Origin of the sequence: Thalassovita autumnalis (genome assembly GCF_001458255.1) — a bacterium.
Classification (GTDB): domain Bacteria; phylum Pseudomonadota; class Alphaproteobacteria; order Rhodobacterales; family Rhodobacteraceae; genus Thalassobius; species Thalassobius autumnalis.
Window position 1 is genome coordinate 399,312 of the sequence record NZ_CYSB01000025.1, and the last position, 21,770, is coordinate 421,081.

Annotated in this window: 22 protein-coding genes and 1 tRNA gene; 7 read left to right on the forward strand and 16 right to left on the reverse strand. The window is 60.0% G+C overall.

The features are described from left to right. Nucleotides 1-100 precede the first annotated feature (100 nt). From TL5118_RS07950 to gluQRS, 3 genes are read left to right on the forward strand one after another with little or no spacing between them, the layout of a single operon-like run. The gene (locus tag TL5118_RS07950) at nucleotides 101-1,423 is read left to right on the forward strand and encodes a cytochrome-c peroxidase (protein WP_058243672.1); all 1,323 of its coding nucleotides are present in this window, start codon (nucleotides 101-103) and stop codon (nucleotides 1,421-1,423) included. Between the two features lie 60 nt (nucleotides 1,424-1,483). Next, nucleotides 1,484-2,827 carry a methylenetetrahydrofolate--tRNA-(uracil(54)-C(5))-methyltransferase (FADH(2)-oxidizing) TrmFO gene (trmFO, locus tag TL5118_RS07955; protein ID WP_058243671.1) on the forward strand — a complete coding sequence of 448 codons (1,344 nt, stop codon included), beginning with the start codon at nucleotides 1,484-1,486 and terminating at the stop codon, nucleotides 2,825-2,827. A gap of 9 nt (nucleotides 2,828-2,836) precedes the next feature. Further along, nucleotides 2,837-3,688: a tRNA glutamyl-Q(34) synthetase GluQRS gene (gene gluQRS / locus TL5118_RS07960; protein ID WP_058243670.1), complete on the forward strand. Its 852-nt coding sequence runs from the start codon at nucleotides 2,837-2,839 to the stop codon at nucleotides 3,686-3,688. Nucleotides 3,689-3,774: 86 nt separating this feature from the next. Here the strand turns inward: gluQRS and hisI are convergent, their stop codons facing one another. Beyond that, the gene (gene hisI / locus TL5118_RS07965) at nucleotides 3,775-4,152 is read right to left on the reverse strand and encodes a phosphoribosyl-AMP cyclohydrolase (RefSeq protein WP_082626286.1); all 378 of its coding nucleotides are present in this window, start codon (nucleotides 4,150-4,152) and stop codon (nucleotides 3,775-3,777) included. Nucleotides 4,153-4,200: 48 nt separating this feature from the next. On the opposite strand from hisI, the gene TL5118_RS07970 reads away from it, so the two are divergent. Further along, the gene (locus TL5118_RS07970) at nucleotides 4,201-4,653 is read left to right on the forward strand and encodes an iron-sulfur cluster assembly scaffold protein (RefSeq protein ID WP_058243668.1); all 453 of its coding nucleotides are present in this window, start codon (nucleotides 4,201-4,203) and stop codon (nucleotides 4,651-4,653) included. A 287-nt stretch (nucleotides 4,654-4,940) separates the two neighbouring features. Here TL5118_RS07970 and TL5118_RS21710 read toward each other — a convergent pair whose 3' ends face one another. The 5 genes from TL5118_RS21710 to sciP form a co-directional block, all read right to left on the reverse strand. Next, nucleotides 4,941-5,063 (reverse strand): hypothetical protein, encoded by a 123-nt coding sequence (locus tag TL5118_RS21710; protein WP_278044373.1) that lies wholly within the window; start codon nucleotides 5,061-5,063, stop codon nucleotides 4,941-4,943. Between the two features lie 118 nt (nucleotides 5,064-5,181). Beyond that, nucleotides 5,182-7,272: an ATP-dependent DNA helicase RecG gene (gene recG, locus TL5118_RS07975; protein ID WP_058243667.1), complete on the reverse strand. Its 2,091-nt coding sequence runs from the start codon at nucleotides 7,270-7,272 to the stop codon at nucleotides 5,182-5,184. Continuing rightward, entirely contained in the window at nucleotides 7,269-9,611 is a 2,343-nt protein-coding gene (gene ligA / locus TL5118_RS07980; protein ID WP_082626285.1) for an NAD-dependent DNA ligase LigA, read from the reverse strand. Before ligA ends, recG begins: the two co-directional genes overlap by 4 nt. An 83-nt stretch (nucleotides 9,612-9,694) precedes the next feature. Further along, nucleotides 9,695-10,423, reverse strand: coding sequence for a response regulator transcription factor CtrA (gene ctrA / locus TL5118_RS07985; protein WP_058243665.1), 729 nt, complete (start codon nucleotides 10,421-10,423; stop codon nucleotides 9,695-9,697). A 102-nt stretch (nucleotides 10,424-10,525) separates the two neighbouring features. Further along, on the reverse strand, nucleotides 10,526-10,804 hold the full coding sequence (gene sciP, locus TL5118_RS07990) for a CtrA inhibitor SciP (protein WP_058243664.1): 279 nt from the start codon (nucleotides 10,802-10,804) through the stop codon (nucleotides 10,526-10,528). A gap of 135 nt (nucleotides 10,805-10,939) precedes the next feature. Here sciP and mnmA point away from each other — a divergent pair, with 135 nt between their 5' ends. Next, nucleotides 10,940-12,094: a tRNA 2-thiouridine(34) synthase MnmA gene (gene mnmA / locus TL5118_RS07995; protein ID WP_058243663.1), complete on the forward strand. Its 1,155-nt coding sequence runs from the start codon at nucleotides 10,940-10,942 to the stop codon at nucleotides 12,092-12,094. Between the two features lie 50 nt (nucleotides 12,095-12,144). On the opposite strand, the gene olsA is transcribed toward mnmA, so the two are convergent. The 3 genes from olsA to TL5118_RS08010 all read right to left on the reverse strand — a co-directional run bounded on the left by olsA (nucleotide 12,145) and on the right by TL5118_RS08010 (nucleotide 14,101). Next, nucleotides 12,145-12,987: a lyso-ornithine lipid O-acyltransferase gene (gene olsA / locus TL5118_RS08000; RefSeq protein ID WP_370701671.1), complete on the reverse strand. Its 843-nt coding sequence runs from the start codon at nucleotides 12,985-12,987 to the stop codon at nucleotides 12,145-12,147. After that, a complete protein-coding gene (gene olsB, locus TL5118_RS08005) occupies nucleotides 12,984-13,757 on the reverse strand; it encodes an L-ornithine N(alpha)-acyltransferase (protein WP_058243661.1) in 774 nt (257 codons plus the stop codon). Before olsB ends, olsA begins: the two co-directional genes overlap by 4 nt. Nucleotides 13,758-13,918: 161 nt before the next feature. Further along, complete coding sequence (locus TL5118_RS08010) at nucleotides 13,919-14,101, reverse strand: DUF3553 domain-containing protein (protein ID WP_058243660.1); 183 nt, start codon at nucleotides 14,099-14,101, stop codon at nucleotides 13,919-13,921. Nucleotides 14,102-14,230: 129 nt separating this feature from the next. On the opposite strand from TL5118_RS08010, the gene TL5118_RS08015 reads away from it, so the two are divergent. Then, nucleotides 14,231-14,722, forward strand: coding sequence for a histidine phosphotransferase family protein (locus TL5118_RS08015; RefSeq protein WP_207383442.1), 492 nt, complete (start codon nucleotides 14,231-14,233; stop codon nucleotides 14,720-14,722). 13 nt (nucleotides 14,723-14,735) lie between these two features. On the opposite strand, the gene TL5118_RS08020 is transcribed toward TL5118_RS08015, so the two are convergent. The 7 genes from TL5118_RS08020 to TL5118_RS08050 all read right to left on the reverse strand — a co-directional run bounded on the left by TL5118_RS08020 (nucleotide 14,736) and on the right by TL5118_RS08050 (nucleotide 21,080). After that, nucleotides 14,736-15,998 (reverse strand): glutamate-5-semialdehyde dehydrogenase, encoded by a 1,263-nt coding sequence (locus tag TL5118_RS08020; RefSeq protein WP_058243658.1) that lies wholly within the window; start codon nucleotides 15,996-15,998, stop codon nucleotides 14,736-14,738. 59 nt (nucleotides 15,999-16,057) lie between these two features. After that, nucleotides 16,058-17,164: a glutamate 5-kinase gene (gene proB, locus TL5118_RS08025; protein ID WP_058243657.1), complete on the reverse strand. Its 1,107-nt coding sequence runs from the start codon at nucleotides 17,162-17,164 to the stop codon at nucleotides 16,058-16,060. Further along, nucleotides 17,152-18,201, reverse strand: coding sequence for a GTPase ObgE (gene obgE / locus TL5118_RS08030; RefSeq protein WP_058243656.1), 1,050 nt, complete (start codon nucleotides 18,199-18,201; stop codon nucleotides 17,152-17,154). The genes proB and obgE overlap by 13 nt, the downstream gene beginning before the upstream one ends. Before the next feature lie 60 nt (nucleotides 18,202-18,261). After that, the gene (locus tag TL5118_RS08035; RefSeq protein WP_058243655.1) at nucleotides 18,262-18,819 is read right to left on the reverse strand and encodes a GNAT family N-acetyltransferase; all 558 of its coding nucleotides are present in this window, start codon (nucleotides 18,817-18,819) and stop codon (nucleotides 18,262-18,264) included. A gap of 272 nt (nucleotides 18,820-19,091) precedes the next feature. Continuing rightward, nucleotides 19,092-19,361 carry a 50S ribosomal protein L27 gene (rpmA, locus tag TL5118_RS20890; RefSeq protein WP_082626283.1) on the reverse strand — a complete coding sequence of 90 codons (270 nt, stop codon included), beginning with the start codon at nucleotides 19,359-19,361 and terminating at the stop codon, nucleotides 19,092-19,094. A gap of 22 nt (nucleotides 19,362-19,383) precedes the next feature. Next, nucleotides 19,384-19,989 carry a 50S ribosomal protein L21 gene (locus TL5118_RS08045; RefSeq protein ID WP_058243653.1) on the reverse strand — a complete coding sequence of 202 codons (606 nt, stop codon included), beginning with the start codon at nucleotides 19,987-19,989 and terminating at the stop codon, nucleotides 19,384-19,386. A 236-nt stretch (nucleotides 19,990-20,225) separates the two neighbouring features. After that, complete coding sequence (locus tag TL5118_RS08050; protein ID WP_106404193.1) at nucleotides 20,226-21,080, reverse strand: DUF2059 domain-containing protein; 855 nt, start codon at nucleotides 21,078-21,080, stop codon at nucleotides 20,226-20,228. Between the two features lie 279 nt (nucleotides 21,081-21,359). Here TL5118_RS08050 and TL5118_RS08055 point away from each other — a divergent pair. After that, nucleotides 21,360-21,449 (forward strand) — tRNA-Ser (locus TL5118_RS08055). The last annotated feature ends 321 nt before the right edge of the window (nucleotides 21,450-21,770 follow it).

Genomic DNA, 21,770 nt, shown 5'->3' on the forward strand with positions numbered 1-21,770 from the left:
TGTTTCCAAAATTGACATCGATTATTTCCAAGTGACCACTTTCCTGCCGCATTTCCCCCTGTTATTGCCTCAATTGAGGCCAAAATCTGGCTTCTTGATCATGCGAGCCTGGGTCGCCATCGGCGTCACATCTCTCACGGCCAGCTTCTCACTGGCTGCCGACCTGCCTGAGCGCGATCTTATCGATCTGCCTCGGCCGGCGACCCACGCAACCTTCCCCGAACCTGATCTAGCCGAAGTGCTGCTTGGGCAGAAACTGTTCTATGACCCTGTGCTGTCGGGCAATAAAACGATCGCCTGCGCCACGTGTCACCATCCCAGCCTTGGCACCTCTGACGGCATGTCTCTCTCGATCGGGGATGGCGGCATCGGCCTTGGCCCGGCCCGCCAGCTGCGCGACGGCGAAACAGTGACGGCTCGCATCCCACGCAACGCCCCTGCCCTGTGGAACCTTGGCGCACGCGATGTCACTGTCATGTTCCATGATGGCCGCGTTGCCACCGATCCCGCGGCGCCTTTTGGGTTTCAGATGCCTCCAGACCGGCCGCTGCCCGGCCCTGTCGACAGCGTTCTGGCCGCGCAGGCCATGCTACCGGTCCTGTCCGCTGCGGAAATGGCGGGCCAAGCGGACGAAAACCCGGTGGCTGATGCCGTAGCCAAAAGCGATCCATTTGCAGCCTGGGCTCTTCTGGCGGCGCGGGTGGCGGCAATCCCTGAATACCGCCAACGCTTCACTGCCCTGAATGGCACAGGCACCATCACAATGCCCGACATCGCCAATGCCATCGCCGCCTTCATCGCCTATGAGTTCCGGGCGGTGAACAGCCCGTTTGACCGCTATCTGGCAGGTGATAACACCGCGATGAGCGCACAGGCCCAACAGGGCATGGCCCTGTTTTACGGGCAGGCGGGCTGCTCAGGGTGTCATTCGGGCCTGTTGCAGAGCGATCAGGATTTTCACGCCATCGGCACCCCTCAAATTGGCCCGGGCAAAGGCGGTGAGGTGCCTTACGGTGACACAGGCCGCCACCTGGTGACCGGCGCGCTGGTAGATTTTTACCGGTTCCGCACCCCCTCACTGCGAAATGTCACTCAGACCGCGCCCTACGGCCATGCCGGTGCCTTTTCCACACTCACCCATATGCTGCTGCACCATATGGGCCCCATCGACAGCCTGATGACCTATGACCGTGCGCAAGCGCGGCTGCATCCGCTGCCCCTCAACGACTTTGCCGCGCTTGATGATGAGGTTGAGCTGCTGGACATCGCAGCCGCCAATGAGCTGCCCGGCATTGATCTGGAGGAGGCGGAAATGCGCGCGATCCTCGCCTTCCTTGACGCCCTGACAGATGAGGCGTCCCTACACGGCCGCCTTGGCGTACCAGACAGCGTCCCGTCTGGCCTGGCGATAGATCAGCCTTGAGGCGCTCTCTGATACCCTTCGGGTCTTTCCAAAACGATCAATCTGCCCTACATCGCGCCCATGGATAAAAGATTGCATATCGTCGGCGGCGGCATGGCCGGGTCCGAGGCCGCCTGGCAGGCAGCCAACATGGGTGTTGAGGTGGTTCTGCATGAGATGCGCCCTGAGGTGGAAACCTTCGCGCATCAGACCGGCAACCTTGGCGAAATGGTCTGTTCGAACTCCTTCCGTTCGGATGATCATGAACAAAACGCTGTTGGCCTCTTGCATTGGGAAATGCGCGCTGCAAACGGGTTGATCATGCAGATGGCTGAAAAGCACCGCTTGCCCGCCGGTGGCGCCTTGGCCGTGGACCGCGATCCCTTTGCCGAAAGCGTCACCCAGGCGCTGATGGATCACCCCAATGTATCGGTCGAATATGGTGAGATCACCGAGCTGCCCGACGACGGCACTTGGATCTTTGCCACTGGCCCCTTGACCTCCGCCACCTTAGGCGCGGCCATTCAGGCCGAAACCGGATCAGAACGTCTGGCGTTTTTTGATGCCATTGCCCCCATCGTCTATGCCGAGTCGATCAACATGGACGTGGCCTGGATGCAATCGCGCTACGACAAGGGCGAAACCGAGGAAGAGCAGAAAGCCTACCTCAACTGCCCGATGACCAAAGACCAGTATGAGGCCTTCATCGACGCGCTGATGGCGGCCGACAAGACCGAGTTCCACGAAGGTGAAACCGCCGGCTATTTCGACGGCTGCCTGCCGATCGAGGTGATGGCCGAACGCGGCCGCGAAACCCTGCGCTTTGGCCCGATGAAGCCGGTCGGTCTAACCAACCCGCATGATCCGGACAACAAACCCTACGCCGTGGTGCAGCTGCGCCGCGACAACGCTTTGGGTACGCTGTTCAACATCGTTGGCTTCCAGACCAAGATGAAATACGGCGCCCAGACCGAAGTGTTCAAGATGATCCCGGGGCTGCAGGACGCCAGCTTTGCCCGCCTTGGCGGCATCCACCGCAACACCTTCCTGAATTCACCGACGTTGCTGGATGACCAGATGCGGCTGAAATCGCGCCCAAACATCCGTTTCGCCGGTCAGGTCACCGGGGTTGAGGGCTATGTGGAAAGCGCCGCGATGGGCCTCCTGGCCGGTCGTCTGGCCGCAGCCGAGATCCTGGGCAAGGATCTGCAGACCGCACCGCAAGACAGCGCAATGGGCGCGCTGATCCACCACATCACCGGCGGGGCCGAGGCCAAAACCTTCCAGCCGATGAATGTAAACTTCGGCCTGTTCCGCCCCGTCGAAGGCCTGAAAGGCGGGCGTCGCGGCCGCAAGGATCGCTACAAAGCCTACACCGACCGGGCCAAAGTTGTTTTCCAGGAATGGCTTGACGGCCAAAGCTAAGGTAACCCAATGCCCTATGTGACCCGGTTTGCCCCCAGCCCCACAGGGCCGCTGCATCTGGGTCACGCCTATTCAGCGCTGCTGGCCTTTGACCGGGCGCAGGCCGCCGGCGGGCAGTTCCTGTTGCGGATCGAAGATATCGACCAAAGCCGCGCCCGCCCCGCCTGGGAGGCGCAGATCTATGAGGATCTGCACTGGCTGGGCCTCAGCTGGCCCACCCCGGTGATGCGCCAATCCGATCGCCTGCCGCAATACCGCGCCGCCCTGCAAACCCTGTGGGATCGCGGGCTGCTCTATCCCTGCCAGTGCAATCGGCGCGATATCCTCGCCGCGGTTTCCGCCCCGCAAGAAGGCGCTGAGCCCGCTTATGGCCCTGACGGTCTGATCTATCCCGGCACCTGCCGCGCCCTGCCGCGCCCGGGCGAGATACCAGAACAAGCCCTGCGGCTCAATCTCGCCAAAGCGATTGAGGCCCTCGGCCCCGCCCCCCTGCGATTTGAAGAAACGGGCGAGCACCCGGCGCAGCATGAGATCGCGCTCGCCACCTTGCCCGACACGCTGGGCGATATCGTACTGGCGCGGCGCGACATGGGCACCTCTTATCACCTCTCCGTAGTGCTGGATGATGCCACCCAAGGCATCACAGAGGTCACGCGCGGCGCTGACCTGTTTGAGGCCACACAAATCCACGTGTTGCTGCAGCGCCTGCTCAACCTGCCAACGCCGCGCTATCACCACCACCGGCTGATCCGCGACGATCAGGGAAAACGCCTGGCCAAACGTGACGATGCTCGCGCCATTGCCACCTACCGCGCCGAGGGCGCTAGCCCGCAGGACATTCGCCAGATGGTCGGGCTCTAGCGGCTTTCAATGATCCAAAAATACTCTGGGGTGAGCCGCAAAGCGGCGAGGGGCAACGCCCCTCACTCTTTACCCTACCCCCGGGATCACCCCATCGGACTCATCAACTCCACCGTCTCGCCATCACGCACGGCGGTGTAGAAACAGCTGCGGCGGTTGGTGTGGCAGGCCGGGCCTTTCTGTTTGACCAGAACCAAAATGCAGTCCTGATCGCAGTCATAGCGGAAATCCACCAGCTCCTGCACATGGCCCGAGCTTTCGCCCTTCACCCAGAAGCTCTGGCGCGAGCGTGACCAATAGGTGACCTTGCCGGTCTCCAGCGTTTTGGCCACCGACTCCGCGTTCATCCAGGCCATCATCAGAACCTCATGGGTCTCGGCATCCTGTGCAATGGCCGGGATCAGACCTTTGTCATCGAATTTCAGCGCTTTGGGATCGAATGCCATTTGAAAAACCTTTTGCATCTGCTGTTCAGCCCCCTATCTATGAGGAACGCAAGCAAAGGAAAAGACATGTCCGGCGAGACCGACCTGATCAAACTCTATTCTGCCCGCATCTTGGAACTGGCCGCCGATATTCCTCATATCGATGAGCTGGATGCGCCGGATGCCACGGCCAAACGTCGCTCACCGCTTTGTGGCTCGACCGTGACGGTCGAGATCAAGCTGGAGGACGGCAAAATCGCCGCCTTTGGTCAGGACGTGAAAGCCTGCGCCTTGGGTCAGGCCGCGGCCTCGGTTGTGGGCAGCGCTATCATCGGTGCGGACCGATCGATGGTGGAAAAGGCCCGCGATCAGTTGAAAGAGATGCTGAAAAACGAAGGCCCGGTGCCGGATGCGCCTTTTGACGGGTTGGAGGTGCTGATCCCCGCACGGGATTACAAAAACCGCCACGCCTCGATCATGCTGGTGCTGGAGGCCACGCTGGAAGCTTTTGATCAAGCGCTGGAACGCAGCTGTGCCTGATCTGCGGGTCAGATTCCCAATGTCAGTGAAGCGAAGGGCGCCGGCGGGCGCCTTTTTCATGTCCGCGCCCAAGGCAAATGCGCCCTATCCCGTGCAACATCCTTGAACAAAAAAACCGCCGCACATCCGGGTGGATGGCGGCGGCAAAGTCGCTTGATCGTGTGCAGTTCCGGAATCCCGCAACAGGAAGAGGCACTCCCGTAGGACCTAAATAGGACAGGCAGGTCAGTTGCACCGCATGGGGACAGATGGTGCGGCGGGCCCGGCACGAACAGGCAGGCAGAAACTCAGGTCAGAAGTGGCAGGTGCAGACCGATCACAAACATCACAACCAGCGCAGCAGCGCCAATCGTATCCGCCAGCAGCGTGTCAGAGGACCGTTCGATGGTGGCTTTGATATCGCGGATCATGTCGTGTTCTCCCTTCCCTCACCTTTGTTGCTAATTTGTTCTCATATACCCCGAGTCGAAGCAAGAACTTTTTGAGAACATTTGTGAACAAAATGCCCCGCGGAGTGGAACAAAAGGGTTAACCCACTGAAATCAAACGGATCGCCTGATCCTGTTCCATCAGCCACAAAAGAACACGCGCAGCCTGCCCGCGCGGGCTTTCCAGGGTGGGATCATCATGCAGCAGTTTACGCGCATCGCTCTGCGCCACCGCCATCAACGGCGCCTGGGTTTCCAGATCCGCCACCCGGAACCGCGGCAGCCCCGATTGTGCCGTCCCGATCAGATCCCCAGCGCCGCGCATTTCCAGATCAACCTCAGCAATGCGGAAGCCATCTTCGGTCTCCCGCAGGGAGGTCAGGCGTTTCTCACCGGTTTCATTCAGCGGCGCCTGATAGAGCAGCAGGCAGGTCGACTGCGCGGATCCGCGCCCCACCCGGCCGCGCAGCTGGTGCAGCTGGGCCAGACCAAAACTTTCGGCGCGCTCAATCACCATGATGGTGGCATTGGGCACATTCACCCCCACCTCAATCACCGTGGTTGCGACCAGAACGCTGGTCTTACCGGCCACGAAATCGGCCATGGCGGCATCTTTTTCGCTGGGTGGCATCTGACCATGGACCAGCCCCACCACACCGTCGCCAAGCACAGCGCGCAGGTGTTTGAACCGCTCCTCCGCCGCGGTCAGGTCCATGACCTCACTCTCCTCCACCAGCGGGCAAACCCAATAGGCCTGTTTACCTTCACTAACGGCGTTGCGCAGGTGGTTTACCACCTCCTCCATCCGCGTGGTGGAGACCATGGCGGTCTTGATCGGTTTACGCCCCGGCGGTTTCTCATCCAGCACCGAGACATCCATGTCACCGTATTGCGCCAGCGCCAATGAGCGTGGGATCGGCGTTGCCGTCATCACCAGCACATCCGCCGCAGCGCCCTTTTTGCCCAGCTCCAACCGTTGCCGCACGCCAAACCGATGCTGTTCATCCACCACGGCAAGACGAAGGTCCTGAAACTCAACATCTTTCTGGAACACCGCATGGGTGCCCACCAGCATGTGAATATCGCCGCGCGCCAATGCATCCAGTTTCGCCTTGCGCTCTTTGCCCTTGTCGCGGCCAGTCAACAGCTCCAGCACCACACCGGCCTCTTCCGCCAGGGGCTGCAACCCCTCCATATGCTGGCGCGCCAGAATTTCGGTCGGGGCCATCATAACGCCCTGCCCCCCGGCCTCCACCGCAGTCAGCAGCGCCATAAAGGCGACCAGCGTTTTGCCCGCGCCCACGTCGCCCTGCAGCAGCCTGTTCATCTTGGTTGACGCCGCCATATCGGCCTGAATTTCGCCAATCGCCCGGGTCTGCGCCCCGGTGGGCTTATAGGGCAGTGAGGCCAACACATGCCGCTGCTTGGCGCCGGTGCCGCGCGTCACCATGCCCTTGGCCTTGCGCAGCTGCGACCGGGCCAGGGCCAGCGTCAGCTGATGCGCCATCAATTCATCATAGGCCAGCCGCACCCGGGCCGGTGCGGTGGCAGCCAGATCTGCAGCCTGTTCAGGTCCATGAGCGGCGGTGATAGCGGCGTGCCAGTCGGGCCAGCCTTCGCGCTTTTTCTGTTCCGGATCAATCCATTCCGGCAGGTTCGGCACGCGGCTCAGGGCCGAGGTCACCGCCTTGGTCATCTGTTTCAGGCTCACACCTGCGGTCAGCGGATAGACCGGTTCAAACGCCGGGATTTCAGCCGCCTCCTCCAGCGGTAGGATGTGATCCGGGTGCACCATCTGCACCACGCCATCAAACATCTCAACCTTGCCGGAAATCACCCGTCGTGCGCCCTCCGGCAGAATGGATTGCAGGTAGTTGCTGCGCGCGTGGAAAAACACCAGTTGAAAGGCAACCTGCGCATCCTCGACCGTCACGCGGTAGGCCCCACCCCGGTTGCGCGGCGCCTTATGGGCGCCAACTGTCACCTCAACCGTCACCACATCACCCGGCAGTGCGCCCTGGACGCTTTCGCGCGGGCTGCGATCCACGCCGGAATGCGGCAGCGTGAAGATCAGATCGCGCGGCCGATAAATGTGAAGCGCCCCAAGGTGTTGCGCCGTTTTCGGGCCAACACCTTGTAGCGTTTCCAGATCCGCAAACAGCGGAAACAGGGGTTCGGGGCGACTGCTCATCGGCCTTTGATCAACTCCAGCCAGCCGTCTTCATCCAGGGTTTCAATGCCCAGATCCGCCGCCTTTTTGGCCTTGGATCCCGCGCCGGGCCCCGCCACCAGCAGATCGGTTTTCTTGCTGACAGACCCGGCCACTTTGGCGCCGAGGTTTTCTGCCGTAGCCTTAGCCTCATCCCGCGTCATCTTCTCCAGCTTGCCGGTGAACACCACGGTTTTGCCGGCAACCGGGCTGTCCTGCGTGGGCGCTGCGGGCGACTGGATGGTCAATTGCGCCACCAGCCGGTCAATTGCGGCGCGTTCCTCCGGGTTTGCAAAAGCATCGGTCAGCGACAGGCCGACCGTGGCGCCGATGCCGTCAATCGCGATCAGATCATTCCAGGCGGTCGCTGCCGCCTCGGGCACGTCACAGGCGGCCATGGCTAAGTCGCGGCTTTCCTTGATGCGGGCGCGCCGCCCTTCGGATTTGGCGGCCAGGCGTTCCGCCTCCTCCGCCAGATCCGCCTGCCGATAGGCCAGCGCTGCGGCGCGGGCCTGATCTGCCGTATCGGCCAGCTTATCGAACGACATGAAATGCAGCGCCAGATCCTTGGCTGCGGTTTCGCCAACATGGCGGATCCCCAGCGCAAACAACATACGCCCGAAGGGGATTTCTCGTTTTTCTTCAATTGCTTGAAAAAGGTTATTCGCGCTTTGATCACCCCAGCCGTCACGGTTTTTCAGCCGCGCGAGCGTGGCCTGATCCCGTTCTGCAAGGGTGAAGATATCCGCCGGCTCCCGCACCCAGAGCGCATCATCACCATGAAACATCTCAATCTGCTTGGCGCCAAGACCTTCGATATCAAACGCCTTGCGAGAGACAAAATGCTTCAGCTTTTCAACCGCTTGCGCCGCACAGATCATGCCACCCGTGCAGTAACGCACCGCATCCCCTTCTTCGCGGATCGCCGGCGACTGACAGATCGGGCAGACCTGCGGGAAAGCAAAAGGCAGGGCATCAGCGGGACGCTTTGTCAGATCAACATCCGCCAGTTTCGGGATCACATCGCCAGCGCGGTAGACCTGCACCCAATCGCCGATGCGGAAATCTTTGCCGCCGCGGATTTCTTCGCCCTTGGAATCAATGCCACGGATGTAATCTTCGTTGTGCAGCGTCGCGTTGGAGACCACAACGCCGCCCACCGTGACCGGAGACAGCCGGGCCACCGGCGACAGCGCACCGGTGCGGCCCACCTGGATGTCAATCGCCTCCAGATGGGTCCAGGCCAATTCAGCCGGGAATTTATGCGCAATCGCCCATCGCGGCGTGGTGGATCGGAACCCGAGCCGGGCCTGCAGATCCAGATCATTGACCTTATAGACCACGCCATCGATGTCATAACCAAGATCAGCGCGCTGCTGTTCGATCATCCGGTAATGGGCAATCAGGTCTTCCGGGCTGGCGCAAAGTTTGGTCAGCGGGTTGGTCTGAAACCCAAGGTCTGCCAAACGTTCAATCGCGCCAAATTGCGTCTCGGCCAGCGGGGCAGACAGATCCCCCCAGGCATAGGCGAAGAACTTCAGCGGGCGATCCCGGGTGATTTCGGCATTGAGCTGCCGCAAGGATCCCGCCGCCGCGTTGCGAGGATTGGCAAAGCGTTTGCCGCCGCGCGCTTCTTGGCGGGCGTTCAGATCGGCGAAATCGGCGTGGCTCATGTAGACCTCACCGCGAACCTCCAACACATCGGGTGCCCCGTTGAGTACCTGCGGGATGTCTGCAATCGTCAGGGCATTGGCGGTGACATTTTCGCCCGTTTCGCCATCGCCGCGGGTGGCTGCCTGCACCAGCTGGCCCTGTTCATACCGAAGCGACAGCGACAGGCCATCGATTTTAGGTTCAGCCGTGAAGCTGAGGCTGTCCACGCTTGCGCCCAGAAACTTAGCACTTGAACTGGCGAAATCGTCTACATCCCCATCCTCAAAAGCATTGCCCAGCGACAACATGCGCACCACATGGGTGATCTTGCCAAAGCCGTCCCCAGGCGCGGCACCGACCTGATCACTAGGTGAATCCGCCCGCTTCAGATCGGGGAAGCGCGCCTCAATCGCCTGATTTCGCCGTTTCAGCGCATCATATTCGGCGTCACTGATCTCTGGCTGATCTGCGCCATGATAGGCCGTATTTGCCGCTGCCAAAAGCTGGGCCAGCCTTGCCAATTCCTGTTCGGCTTGCGCCGCTGTAAGGTCTGCGACCGCTTTTTCCTGATCCCGTTGTGCCACCTGATGCGCCCCACTTTGCGCCCTCGGGTGAGGGCCTTCCCTCGGGGAGAATTGCCCCGCCAAATGGCGCAACGTTCGCGCCATGTTCTCCTAAGTGATAGGGCGCGGGACGGCGGAGGTCCAGACTGTCAGGGGGCCCAGACTGCAGAATTTCGCACAGCGCGGGCCTAGGCGCCGAGGGCCAGCCGATCAACCCGCGGATCCGAGGCCGCGAGCGACGGATCAGGATCGCGCAGCACATAGCCGCGACCCCAAACCGTTTCGATGTAATTCTCACCATCTGTGGCTTTGCTGAGCTTTTTACGCAATTTGCAGATAAACACATCGATGATCTTCAACTCAGGCTCATCCATACCGCCATAAAGATGATTCAGAAACATCTCCTTGGTCAGGGTGGTGCCCTTGCGCAGCGACAGCAGCTCAAGCATCTGATATTCCTTGCCGGTCAGATGCACCGTGGTGCCTGCCACATCGACCGTTTTCGCGTCAAGGTTCACATTCACCTTGCCGGTACGGATCACCGATTGCGAATGCCCCTTGGAGCGACGAATGATCGCATGGATGCGCGCCACCAGTTCCTCACGATGGAAGGGTTTGGTCAGGTAATCATCAGCGCCAAAGCCGAAGCCTTTGATCTTGCTTTCCGTGTCATCCGCCCCCGACAGGATCAGGATCGGCGTTTCCACCCGTGCCAGGCGCAATTGTCGCAAAACCTCATGGCCGTTCATATCAGGCAGCCCCAGATCCAGCAGGATCAGATCATAATCATAGAGCTTGGCCAGATCGACGCCCTCTTCGCCCAGATCGGTTGTATAGATATTCAGGTTGGCATGTGTCAGCATCAGTTCGATGCTTTTGGAGGTACTTGGATCATCTTCCACGAGCAATATACGCATTATGGTCTCCAAAAATCAGCGCGGAAAAACAGTCGTCTCAGCCCATAGTGACCCAAAAAGGTTAACCAGCCGTTAGCGACAAACCCGCCTCGAGAAAACAACCTAGGGCTGACGAAATTTTTTCAACCTGGTGGTTTTCAATGCGCCGATTCCATGCCGACTCATCGCGGCAACCCACTCCTGAAATTCTTCATCTGACAGCGCATATCGCTGTAGCGCCTCTTCGCGCGAAATCAGCCCGTAGAGCACCCCACGCACCACCGCCGCTTTGCGACTGGCGACCCATCGCGTGGTGGTTACCGGAGGCAGATCAGCCTGCGTCATATGTTTGCCATCTGGCAGGGTCACGGCCCTTGGCCCGCCCAATTTCTTAAGATACATCACACCACTCCTCCTGCTGAGACCGGATGTGGGCGTGAGTCTCTCGCCTCAGTCTTAACAGGTGGTGAAACGCCCCCTTGAGACTATTTAGAATTTTCCTATATTCTCGCAGTCTTTCCTATGGAGTCGCGACCGATGCTGGATGAAAGCACCGCCCCAAGCACTGAGCTGAACTCATTGGGCTTTGCCAAGCCCCCCTCTGAAACCCGCGTGGTTGTGGCCATGTCGGGGGGCGTGGATTCGTCCGTTGTGGCTGCACAACTGGCGGAAGAGGGCTATGATGTGGTGGGCGTGACGCTGCAGCTTTATGACCATGGCGCGGCACTGGCCAAAAAAGGTGCCTGCTGCGCAGGGATCGACATTCATGATGCACGGCGGGTCGCGGAGGAGATGAACTTCCCCCACTATGTGCTTGATTACGAAAACATCTTCCAGGAAGCGGTAATTGACGAATTTGCCGACAGCTACCTGGGCGGCGCAACACCTGTGCCCTGCATTCGCTGCAATGAGCGGGTTAAGTTCAAGGACCTGCTGGAAACCGCACGCGATCTGGAGGCCGATTGTATGGCCACCGGCCACTACATCCAGCGCATGATGGGCCCCAACGGTCCCGAGCTGCACAGCGCCGAAGATGCCAACCGCGATCAGAGCTATTTCCTATTCTCCACAACGCCTGAACAGCTGTCATACCTGCGCTTCCCGCTGGGCCATCTGCCCTCCAAGGACGCGACGCGGGAACTGGCGGCGAAATACGGGCTGGCCGTTGCTGATAAGCCCGACAGTCAGGATATCTGCTTCGTACCAAACGGAAATTACGCGTCGGTCATCGAAAAACTGCGCCCCGGCGCGGCAGAACCAGGCGAGATCGTTCATGCGGACGGTCGGGTGCTGGGTGAACACAACGGTGTGATCCATTACACCATCGGCCAGCGTCGCGGTCTGGGCATCGGCGGCCTCAGCGAGCCGCTTTATGTAGTGAAGCTGGACGTTGACAACAAACATGTGGTTGTCGGCCCCAAAGAGATGCTGGCCACGCGCACCATTCCTGTCAGGGAAATCAACTGGTTGGGCGACGAAGCCTTCACCTCTCGCAAGGAATGGCACCTAAAGGTCAAGGTCCGCTCCACCCGTCCGCCGCGGGAGGCGATCATTCGTCCGATCTCGGAAACCGAGGCTGAGGTTGAACTGCTGACCCCCGAAGAAGGTGTGAGCCCCGGCCAGGCCTGTGTGTTCTATGCGGGCGAAGGCAGCCGCATTTTTGGCGGTGGTTGGATCTGGCGCGGCGCGTAAGCCACTGATCAAATGTACAAAGCCGGGTTTGCGCCCGGCTTTTTTGTGACTTATTTTACGGGCAGCCCCTGCCGATCTTCGGGCATGCCTGAGCGCACAACCTCTTCAACATGGGCGGCTAAGCTTTTGCGATTGGGAAAACTATCGACGCGTACGGGCGGATGATAGATCACTTCCACCGATCCTTGACGTCGCGCTGCCAAAGTCTTGAGCAGATGCGTGCCAAAATCCATATCGCCCCACCAACCATAAAACCGCGGCTCCTCACCCTCTGGTGCGCGGTAGATCACCGTGACCGGTTGGATATGCATTTCATGGCGCAGATGGTCGTGAAAGAACGCCTGAAAGAGCGTTGATTTAAATGGCAAAACCCGCAAGCTGTCAGTGGAGGTTCCCTCCGGAAAAAACAACAACTTATGTCCCGCAAGCAGACGATCCTCAAAGACCTGCTGCTGTTGTTTGGCCTCTTTGGGATCCCGGCGGATAAAGACTGTGCCCGTGGCCCGTGCCAACCAACCGATGCCGGGCCAAGCGGCCACCTCAGCCTTGGAGACGAAATACACCCGCTTGCGGGCGTTCAGCGTGAAAATATCCAGCCAGGACGAATGGTTGGCCACCACAGCGCCTTTCTGGCTCATCCGTTCGCCACGCACCTTATGGGGCATCTGCAGGATGCGGAACGCATTGCGACAGACGAACTGGGTGATATGTGGCGTCAGCGGGCGATGCAGCCCGTAGATCGGCCGCTCAATCAGGCGGATCAGCAGGAGGATCAACAGACCGCCAAACACCAGTACACCTAAGGTCAGGCCGCGCAGCAGCACCCGGATCCACCCGGCGACAGAAATCCGCCCCGCCGATGGTTCCTCGGGCATATCCCACTTTACGTTCACCGGGTAACCTCTTTGGTATAAATGCTTTTCTGCTTCGCGTTCATACGGTCTGTGTCCATGATCAAACAGACATCGGTGGTGTTAAACGCATGATCCACATAGGCGCCATCACCCACGAAGCCACCAAGCCGCAAGTAGGCTTTGATCAATGCCGGCACCTGAACCATAGCGGCGCGGCGATCCAGATCGGCTGGTTCGACCCGGTCCATCGCGGCGTAATGCCCAGCCTGTGCCCGCACGCGCAGATCCTCGGGCGCAAGGTGGTTGTGATGCAGCATCGACAAGGGCTGCGCCAAGGCCGCGAGGTCCGTGCCATGGAAACTGGCCACGCCAAAGAGGATCTCAACCTCATGCCGCAGAACATACCCCGCCAGAGCATTCCACAGATGATACATCGCGGCACCACCGCGATAGTCGACATCCAGGCAGGATCGACCTAATTCCAACAACTTACGACCCGAAGCTTTCAGAACGGAGAGGTCATATTCATCCTCGGAATAAAACTGTCCGGCCGCCGCAGCCTGATCCCCGCGCAGCAGGCGATAGACGCCAACAACCTGGTCCTCTTCGGCACCGGGACGGGCGTGATCGAACAGGATGAGGTGATCGAAAAACGGATCAAAGCGGTCTTTTTCCAACCGCGCCTCATGATCCACCTCAGCGCCACCAGCGCCCAGTTCCTCTACAAAGACCCGGTAACGCAGCCGTTGTGCCGCGCGCAGCTCCTCCTCGTTTTCGACCAGTTTTGTCGAAAATTCAGGCTGATGCATTGTTTCTTGCGTCCTTTGTCCACCTCAGTGTGCGCCCAAAGCGCCCTGACTTTCCGCCGCTGTTGTAGGCAAGCCCCCACGGCTTGGCAACGCCTCCGCCACAAGCTTGTTTGCAAGAAAGGTGTTTCACTCTATGCTTGTTTACCAATTGCTAACGAACTTCATTCATCAAAGACCGGCATCAAATCGATTCTGCTGCCATCGATCACAACCTTGCCTGCTTCGGGGAAATTGACGGTCACTTTGCCGCCGATATTGGATTGGACCTGACCAATGCCCCATCCAGGCTGCGACGGATGGCGCACGCGCATGCCGGGTTCAAGAAAAGACGTCATATTTGTCATCGAAAGATCCTATCGGGGGAGTTTTTCATGGATCTTAACGAAGAGATTTCACAACTCATAGGGTCAAGGATCTGTCATGATCTTGTCAGCCCTATTGGCGCCATTGGCAACGGGCTGGAGCTGATGCAAATGACCGCGCCCAGAACCGCGCCTGAGCTGGAGCTGGTGCAGGAAAGCCTGAACAGTGTGAACGCCCGGATCCGGTTTTTCCGGCTGGCCTTTGGTAAGGCCAGTGCCGCGCAAATCATCGGCACGATTGAGGTCAGCGGCCTGCTGGGTGATCTAGGGCGTGGCGGGCGGATCACCTATCATTGGCTGGGCCCCGACAGCGCGCCGCGCACCGAGGTGCAGGCGGTCTGCCTGGCGCTGATGTGTCTGGAAACCACCCTGCCGCTAGGCGGTGACATCTCCATCACCCAGGACTGCGGCCGCTGGATACTGACAGCCAAGGGGCGGCGCATCAGTTGGGATGGCCGCACCTGGGATTCTCTGGTGCTGGGCACCAAAGACGGGTTGAGCCCGAAAGACGTGCAATTTGCCCTGCTGCCCAAGGCGCTGGCAAAGATGCAGCGCACCCCGGTTGTCAGCGCCTCACAGGACTGTGCCAGCCTGACGTTTTAACGCTTAGGGCCGGTTAAGGCCGGGTCGTGCCGTCGCCAACCACCAGGTATTTGAAGCTGGTCAGCTGCGCCGCGCCAACAGGACCACGGGCGTGCATCTTGCCGGTGGCGATGCCGATCTCAGCCCCCATGCCAAATTCACCGCCATCGGCAAACTGGGTGGAGGCGTTGCGCATCAGGATCGCACTGTCGAGGCGTTCAAAGAAACGATCGGCCACGGCGTCATCTTCGGTCAGCACACAGTCGGTGTGGCTGGAGGAATAAGCGCGGATATGGGCGATGGCTCCGTCAACATCCTCAACCACTTTGGCGGCGATGATACTGTCGAGAAACTCCTTGCCCCAATCAGCATCCGTTGCGGCCAGCGTGCCGTCCAGTTGCAGGCCAGCGCCGGCGTGCACCTCAACCCCGGCCTCCACCAGCGCGCGGATCAGATCGGCGCCCAGACCTTCGGCAATCTCGCGGTGGATCAGCAGACATTCAGCAGCGCCACAGATGCCGGTGCGGCGGGTTTTGGCGTTCAGCACCACATACAGCGCCTTTTGCGGGTCTGCAGCCTTATCGACGTAGATGTGCACGATCCCTTCCAGATGTGCAAAGACCGGCACGCGGGCTTCGCGCTGGACAAGTCCCACCAGCCCTTTGCCACCACGGGGCACGATCACATCCACGTAGTCGGTCATGGTCAGTAGTTCCTGCACCGCCGCACGGTCACGGGTGGGCACCAGCTGAATGGCAGCTTCGGGCAGGCCTGCGGCCTTCAGGCCCTCGACCAGACAGGAATGGATCATGCCAGAGGAGTGGAAGCTTTCCGAGCCACCACGCAGGATCACCGCATTGCCCGATTTCAGACACAGCGCCCCGGCATCCGCGGTCACATTGGGGCGGCTTTCGTAGATCACCCCGATCACCCCCAGCGGCGTGCGCACACGGCGGATGTTGAGGCCCGACGGACGATCCCATTCGGCCAGCACCTCACCCACGGGATCATCCTGACCGGCAACATTGCGCAGACCATCAACAATACCCTGAATACGCGCCTCATCCAGCATCAGCCGGTCCATCATCGCGTCTGACAGGCCCTTGCCCCGGCCAAATTCCAGATCCTTGGCGTTGGCGGCGATGATCTCGGCCCGGTTGGCCCAGACAGCATCGGCAGCGGCCTCCAGCGCCTGCTGGCGCTGCGCGGCTGGCGCGAAACCCAGCTCCGCTGCGGCGGCCTTGGCGCGCTGGCCAAGCTCTTGCATCATTGCGGGGATGTTTTCGCTGTCTTTCATGAGATCATTCCGTTTTTACAAAACAGGGTTTCAGGGTTCTTATGCTAGCGCGCCCGCCTTCAGAGCGCCATATCATCACGGTGGATCAGCGCCGCCCGGCCCGGGTAGCCCAAGAGCGCCTCAATATCTTCGGAGCGGTGGCCTTTGATCTTGCTCGCCTCAGCCGCATCATAGCGGGCCAGCCCCTGCCCCAGCTTGTGGCCCTTGCTGTCCAGGATCGCCACCGGATCGCCACGCCCAAAGGCGCCTGAGACCAGGGAAACACCGGCCGGCAGCAGGCTTTTGCCGGTGGCCAGTGCCCGTGCGGCGCCGTCATCCACCATGATGTCGCCCTTGGGCTTCATCGAGGCGATCCAACGTTTGCGGGCCTGTTGCGGATCGCCGAGAGCGGTGAACCAGGTGGCATTTGCCCCCTTTTCCAGCGCCTGCAGCGGCCGAATGACCGAGCCTTCGGTGATCGCCATGGCGCAGCCCGCTTTGGTCGCGGTTTTTGCCGCCATCAGCTTGGTAATCATGCCACCCTTGGACAGGCCGGAGACGCCATCGCCCGCCATCGCCTCAATCTCAGGCGTGATGGTGTCAATGACGTCATAGCGGTGTGCGGAGGGATCAACCTGCGGGTTGGCGGAGTAGAACCCATCTACATCTGATAGCAGGATCAGCTGATCCGCACCCACGGTCACGGCGACCTGTGCGGCCAGGCGGTCATTGTCGCCGTAGCGGATTTCATCTGTGGCGACGGTATCGTTTTCATTCACGATCGGCACCACGCCCAGGCTGACCAGCTGTTCCAAAGTGGCGCGGCTGTTGAGGTAGCGGCGGCGGTCGGCGCTGTCTTCCAGCGTCACCAGCACCTGCGCGGTGGTGATGCCGAAGGGCGCCAGCACCTCCTCATAAGCGCGGGCCAGACGGATCTGGCCCACAGCGGCAGCGGCCTGGGATTGTTCCAGCGCCAGATCGCGGGCCGGCAGACCCAGCACACCACGCCCCAGAGCGATGGAGCCAGAGGAGACAAGAACCACATCCTTGCCCTGCCCTTTCAGCCAGGCGACATCTTCGGCCAGTCCCTGCACCCAATCAGCGCGCAGCTGGCCCGTCTTGCGATCAACGAGAAGCGCTGATCCAATCTTGATGACCAGCCGCTTCGCCTCTTTTAGGGATGCCACTGCTCTTCCTCACCCTCTTGGGCTAGTTTTTCCTGTTTGATCCGCAGCCGGTTGTCATCGATCAGCGCCCGCAGTGCCCGCAGCACATCCTCTGTGCCTTCGTGTGAGACACCGGACATCATCATCACGGGCCCACCGACGACCGCCTCCAGCTCCTCTTTGAGGAAGGCGCGTTCTTCGTCATCCAGCGTGTCGATCTTGTTCAGCACGGTGATGCGGGGTTTGTCCGCCAGACCTTCGCCGTAAGCTTCGATCTCACCAATGATGGTTTTGTAATCTTCCAGCAATGTGCCCGAAGACCCATCCACCAGATGCAGGAGCGCCGCACAGCGTTCCACGTGGCCCAGGAACAGATCACCCAGACCACGGCCTTCAGAGGCGCCTTCGATCAGACCGGGAATATCGGCGACCACAAATTCAGCACCATCCACACCCACAACGCCCAGGTTCGGGTGCAATGTGGTGAACGGATAATCCGCCACTTTCGGCCGCGCGTTTGATGTGGCCGACAGGAAGGTAGATTTGCCCGCGTTGGGCAGGCCCAGCAGGCCCACATCAGCAATCAGCTTCAGCCGCAGCCACAGGGTCCGCTCCACCCCTTCCAGACCGGGGTTGGACCGCCGCGGCGCCTGGTTGGTGGAGGATTTGAAGTGCAGGTTGCCCCAACCGCCATTACCACCCTTGGCCAGCAGGAAACGCTGGCCCAGTTCGGTCATGTCGGCAATCACGGTTTCCTGATCCTCATCAAGGATCTCGGTGCCCACCGGCACCTTCAGGATGATATCGCCGCCATCCGCGCCGGTGCGCTGGTTGCCCATACCGGGGCGGCCATTGTCGGCGAAGAAGTGCTGCTGATAGCGAAAATCGATCAGCGTGTTCAAACCGTCCACGGTTTCAGCCCAGACGGAACCGCCTGTACCACCATCGCCACCATCGGGGCCGCCATATTCGATGTACTTCTCACGGCGGAAGCTGACACAGCCGTTGCCGCCGGAACCCGAACGAATATAGACCTTTGCGAGATCAAGAAATTTCATGTCTGTCTCCTATCGCAAAGGTCGCGGGATGCACAACACGCTTTGCGCATCCCCCTTTGCTTACGCCTGTTTTTGATCGTCGGCGTTTAGTTTTTTCAGGTAGGTCCAGGTCGCCATATTGGCCCCGCGCGCAACCGAGAAGGTTTCCGCGTCCCCCAGATATTCAAAACCGCAGTTGGTCAGCACCCGGGCTGAGGCCGGATTGTCCTGAAACACCTCAGCAAAGATGGTTTCCGCCTCTTGCGGGTTTTCTTCCAGGATCGCAGCCACGGCCGCCGAAGCGATGCCATTGTTCCAATGCGGCGGTGCCACCCAGAAGCTGATCTGGCTCTGGTTGCGGTCCATCCGCTCCAGCCCGATGAGGCCCATGACCTCACAGCCGCCCACGAGGGTGCCGTCAATCGCCCACAGATCTTCGCTGCGCTCATCATCAATGGCGCGGTCGACAAAGGCATCGATGGCCCCCGGCGGCAGCGGATGCGGGATCGTACGGGTGTTGCGCGCAACCCGCAGGTCGGCGCTGTTCAGTTCAATCAGACCTTTGTCAGACTTGCGCAGAGGGCGCAAAACAAACCGGTCCGTTTCAATTGCCGCCTGCAGCGGCTGGGTGTCGAGCATCGTACTAAATACTCCTCCAAACAAACTTGCGTCAGGTTGGGTTGGTCCGGTCTCCTCAAACCGTTGTCCCAATTCGCGAAAAGGGCAAACATACCCCCCTGACGTGTCAAACAGATGGCAACCCGGATCACGCAAAACAAGAAAAGGGTGCCAAAACTCTTCAGAGCAAACAACCGATCGGCAAGACCTGCGCCAAAATCTTCGCGGCGCAAAACGAGAAAGGGGACCGGCTGTTGCCGATCCCCCGTTTTCTTAAAGCGAAACCGATCGGCTTACTCTGCAGCCTCCGCCACTGGCAGGACAGAAACGAAGGTGCGTTTCTTCAGGCCTTTGTGGAAAGTGACTTTACCTTCGACGGTAGCAAAGATGGTGTGGTCTTTGCCCATGCCGACGCCTTCACCCGGCCACATCTTGGTACCGCGCTGACGCACGATGATGTTGCCCGGAATGGCGGCCTGGCCACCGTAGAGTTTTACGCCAAGGCGGCGACCAGCTGAGTCGCGACCGTTACGGGATGAACCGCCAGCTTTTTTATGTGCCATGAGGTGTCTCCTTGAGCTCTACTTATTTCGCCAGTTCGGCAGCTTGTTCAACCCACTCGGGTTTCACTTTGACGTCAACGGCGTCGACATCAACAGCGGCCAGCTGTGCGAAAGTGGTGATGCCGGCTTCGGCCAGCTTCTTGGCGGCTGCGGGGCCAACACCGGTGATCTGGGTCAGATCGTCGGCGGCGGCTTCAGCGGCTGCCGGTGCAGCGGGTGCAGCAGCTTTTTTGGCGGCCGGCTTGGCAGCGGCGGCGGGTGCAGCAGCAACCGAACCGGAACCAATGGCAGCTTTCACGCCCGACTTGCCTGCGCCCGAGGCCAGGATGTCGGTGATTTTGATCAGGGTCAGTTTCTGACGGTGACCTTTGGTGCGCTTGGAGCTGTGCTTACGACGACGCTTCACGAAGTGGATCAGCTTTTCGCCTTTGATCTGGTCAACAACTTCAGCCTGAACAGCCGCGTCGTCTACCAGCGGTGCGCCAACAACCATGTTGTCGCCGCCCAGCATCAGAATCTCGTTGAACTGGATGGTTTCACCTGCGTCGGCAGCCAATTTTTCCACGCGGAGGATATCGCCCGCTTGAACTTTGTACTGCTTGCCGCCGGTTTTCAGAACCGCAAACATTTGCATTTCCTTCAGATTTCCGCGTTCTATGGTCCCCGTTGCCGGGCGTTTCTGGCCAGATGCCACCGCGAACTGCGCGCCCTTTTCGGGCTGTATCACAACAAAACAGGGCAGAGTTCCCCCTGCCCTAGGATCGCGCTTATTGTCGGATCTTGGGGATAAGTCAACACTTATTCGCGCCCCACCTCAGTTTCAGCCCTTTTTTCCTTGGGTTCCAAACGGGGCCCAAAACGGGTTCAGAGGGACTCGCCCTCCATCTGCCGCGCCAGGGCCAGCCCCAAAGACATGGACACCGTGCCATACATCCGGTCAAACCCCGCAAAGAGCGCCCGGTTCAATGCCTGCCCTTCCGGTGTGCGCGACAGCGCCACATAGGCCTGCACCTCTTCGGTGCTCAGCGGCTCATAAGCCAGCATCAGGAAGGAATAGACCCATTCATGGGTGTCCATCCGCGTTGTCGGCTCCTGCGCCCAGACATCAGACAGCACATCCTCTTCGCTCATCTCAATGGCGCCCCCCTGAATGAGGCCGCGCATGAACATGATATTGGCGTTGAGCGCCCCCACCACATTCATTTCCACCAATTCGTTTTCGACGATGAAGGCCTCAATGGCCGCCAGATGCGCCTCATAGGGTTCCTGCACGCCGCGGAACTGGTCACGGGCGGCTTCTTCGGTGCCTTCTTCCATGAAGGCCCGGCGCGCCGCCAGTTCCAGCTCAATGATGCGCTGGCCGCTTTCGCTTTGGAAGAAACTCAGCAGCGGTGCGATCTCGGCATTGCCAAAGCTTTCTTCAAAGGCCGCGCGCATGATCTCTTCCAGACTGGCCGGATCATGCAGCCGCCGCACCACCGCCTGCCAACCGGGCCCGGTGCCGCCGGGCAGCATCTCCTCGGCCAGATCATCGCCGTAGGCTTCGCCTTCTTCTTGCAGGATTGTGAACATTTCGGGCATGTTGAGCGCCTCAAACAGCGCGTCGATCTCGGCCGCGCGCGGACCCGCCGCCGCCGGACTGCCCAGCAAGACCATCGCAGAAAGCGCCATCAGCGCAGAGGCACAGGATCGCGAAATTGAGGTAAACACTTGGGGCACAACATGTCCTTCCTACAGCGCGCAACGTCACGCGGATCCCGCCCAACCTAGCCGAGACACCCCGTAGGCCTCAAGCGCCGCCTTGAGCCACTCTATATAACGACACGCACCTGCGTTCATTTGAGTCCGGTCCAGCCCGCTCCATAGACACTCCCCGTCCTCGCAAGCACCCCACCGGGACGTTTGCAGAAAAAGTTTCACAAAAGTCGAAAATCCCTCTTGCCCCCCCCCGCAATTCTCCTTAAACCGCCCCACACCAAGACCACGGTCTCAGCGGACGGAGAGGTGCCGGAGTGGTCGAACGGGGCGGTCTCGAAAACCGTTGTGGGTGCAAGCCCACCCAGGGTTCGAATCCCTGTCTCTCCGCCAAATTACCCGATTTAATATTTCCAAAACAACGACTTACGATTACTTTAAGAAATTTACCCCTACAAATACCCCTACAAGTGTGGTGGATTTTATTGGCGTTCTGTGGAACAGCCTAGCCATCAAACATTCCATACCCATGCCGCATCGGGGTCGCTCCTAGGCAAGCCTGTCCGGCGGGACGATCAGCGAGACAAAGTGGCGTAGAACTGCGATCTATGGCACGCGTGCGCATGCGCGGGCGGAACTGCGCCGGCGCGTTCTCGTGCCGATAATCGAGCGTCATCTGCTCAATCCGATTCTTAAAGTTCTCTGCGCTTTCGC

Coding starts and splice junctions, on each gene's coding strand:
- ctrA (WP_058243665.1), bottom strand. CDS start 10,423: ATGCGTATATTGCTCGTGGAAGATGATCCAAGTACCTCCAAAAGCATC.
- gluQRS (WP_058243670.1), top strand. CDS start 2,837: ATGCCCTATGTGACCCGGTTTGCCCCCAGCCCCACAGGGCCGCTGCAT.
- ligA (WP_082626285.1), bottom strand. CDS start 9,611: ATGGCGCGAACGTTGCGCCATTTGGCGGGGCAATTCTCCCCGAGGGAA.
- TL5118_RS08020 (WP_058243658.1), bottom strand. CDS start 15,998: ATGAAAGACAGCGAAAACATCCCCGCAATGATGCAAGAGCTTGGCCAG.
- TL5118_RS21710 (WP_278044373.1), bottom strand. CDS start 5,063: ATGATCCGCGATATCAAAGCCACCATCGAACGGTCCTCTGACACGCTG.
- mnmA (WP_058243663.1), top strand. CDS start 10,940: ATGCTGGATGAAAGCACCGCCCCAAGCACTGAGCTGAACTCATTGGGC.
- obgE (WP_058243656.1), bottom strand. CDS start 18,201: ATGAAATTTCTTGATCTCGCAAAGGTCTATATTCGTTCGGGTTCCGGC.
- trmFO (WP_058243671.1), top strand. CDS start 1,484: ATGGATAAAAGATTGCATATCGTCGGCGGCGGCATGGCCGGGTCCGAG.
- hisI (WP_082626286.1), bottom strand. CDS start 4,152: ATGCAAAAGGTTTTTCAAATGGCATTCGATCCCAAAGCGCTGAAATTC.
- olsB (WP_058243661.1), bottom strand. CDS start 13,757: ATGCATCAGCCTGAATTTTCGACAAAACTGGTCGAAAACGAGGAGGAG.
- TL5118_RS08010 (WP_058243660.1), bottom strand. CDS start 14,101: ATGACAAATATGACGTCTTTTCTTGAACCCGGCATGCGCGTGCGCCAT.
- recG (WP_058243667.1), bottom strand. CDS start 7,272: ATGAGCAGTCGCCCCGAACCCCTGTTTCCGCTGTTTGCGGATCTGGAA.
- sciP (WP_058243664.1), bottom strand. CDS start 10,804: ATGTATCTTAAGAAATTGGGCGGGCCAAGGGCCGTGACCCTGCCAGAT.
- TL5118_RS08015 (WP_207383442.1), top strand. CDS start 14,231: ATGACCGCGCCCAGAACCGCGCCTGAGCTGGAGCTGGTGCAGGAAAGC.
- TL5118_RS08045 (WP_058243653.1), bottom strand. CDS start 19,989: ATGTTTGCGGTTCTGAAAACCGGCGGCAAGCAGTACAAAGTTCAAGCG.
- TL5118_RS07970 (WP_058243668.1), top strand. CDS start 4,201: ATGTCCGGCGAGACCGACCTGATCAAACTCTATTCTGCCCGCATCTTG.
- TL5118_RS07950 (WP_058243672.1), top strand. CDS start 101: ATGCGAGCCTGGGTCGCCATCGGCGTCACATCTCTCACGGCCAGCTTC.
- TL5118_RS08035 (WP_058243655.1), bottom strand. CDS start 18,819: ATGCTCGACACCCAGCCGCTGCAGGCGGCAATTGAAACGGACCGGTTT.
- rpmA (WP_082626283.1), bottom strand. CDS start 19,361: ATGGCACATAAAAAAGCTGGCGGTTCATCCCGTAACGGTCGCGACTCA.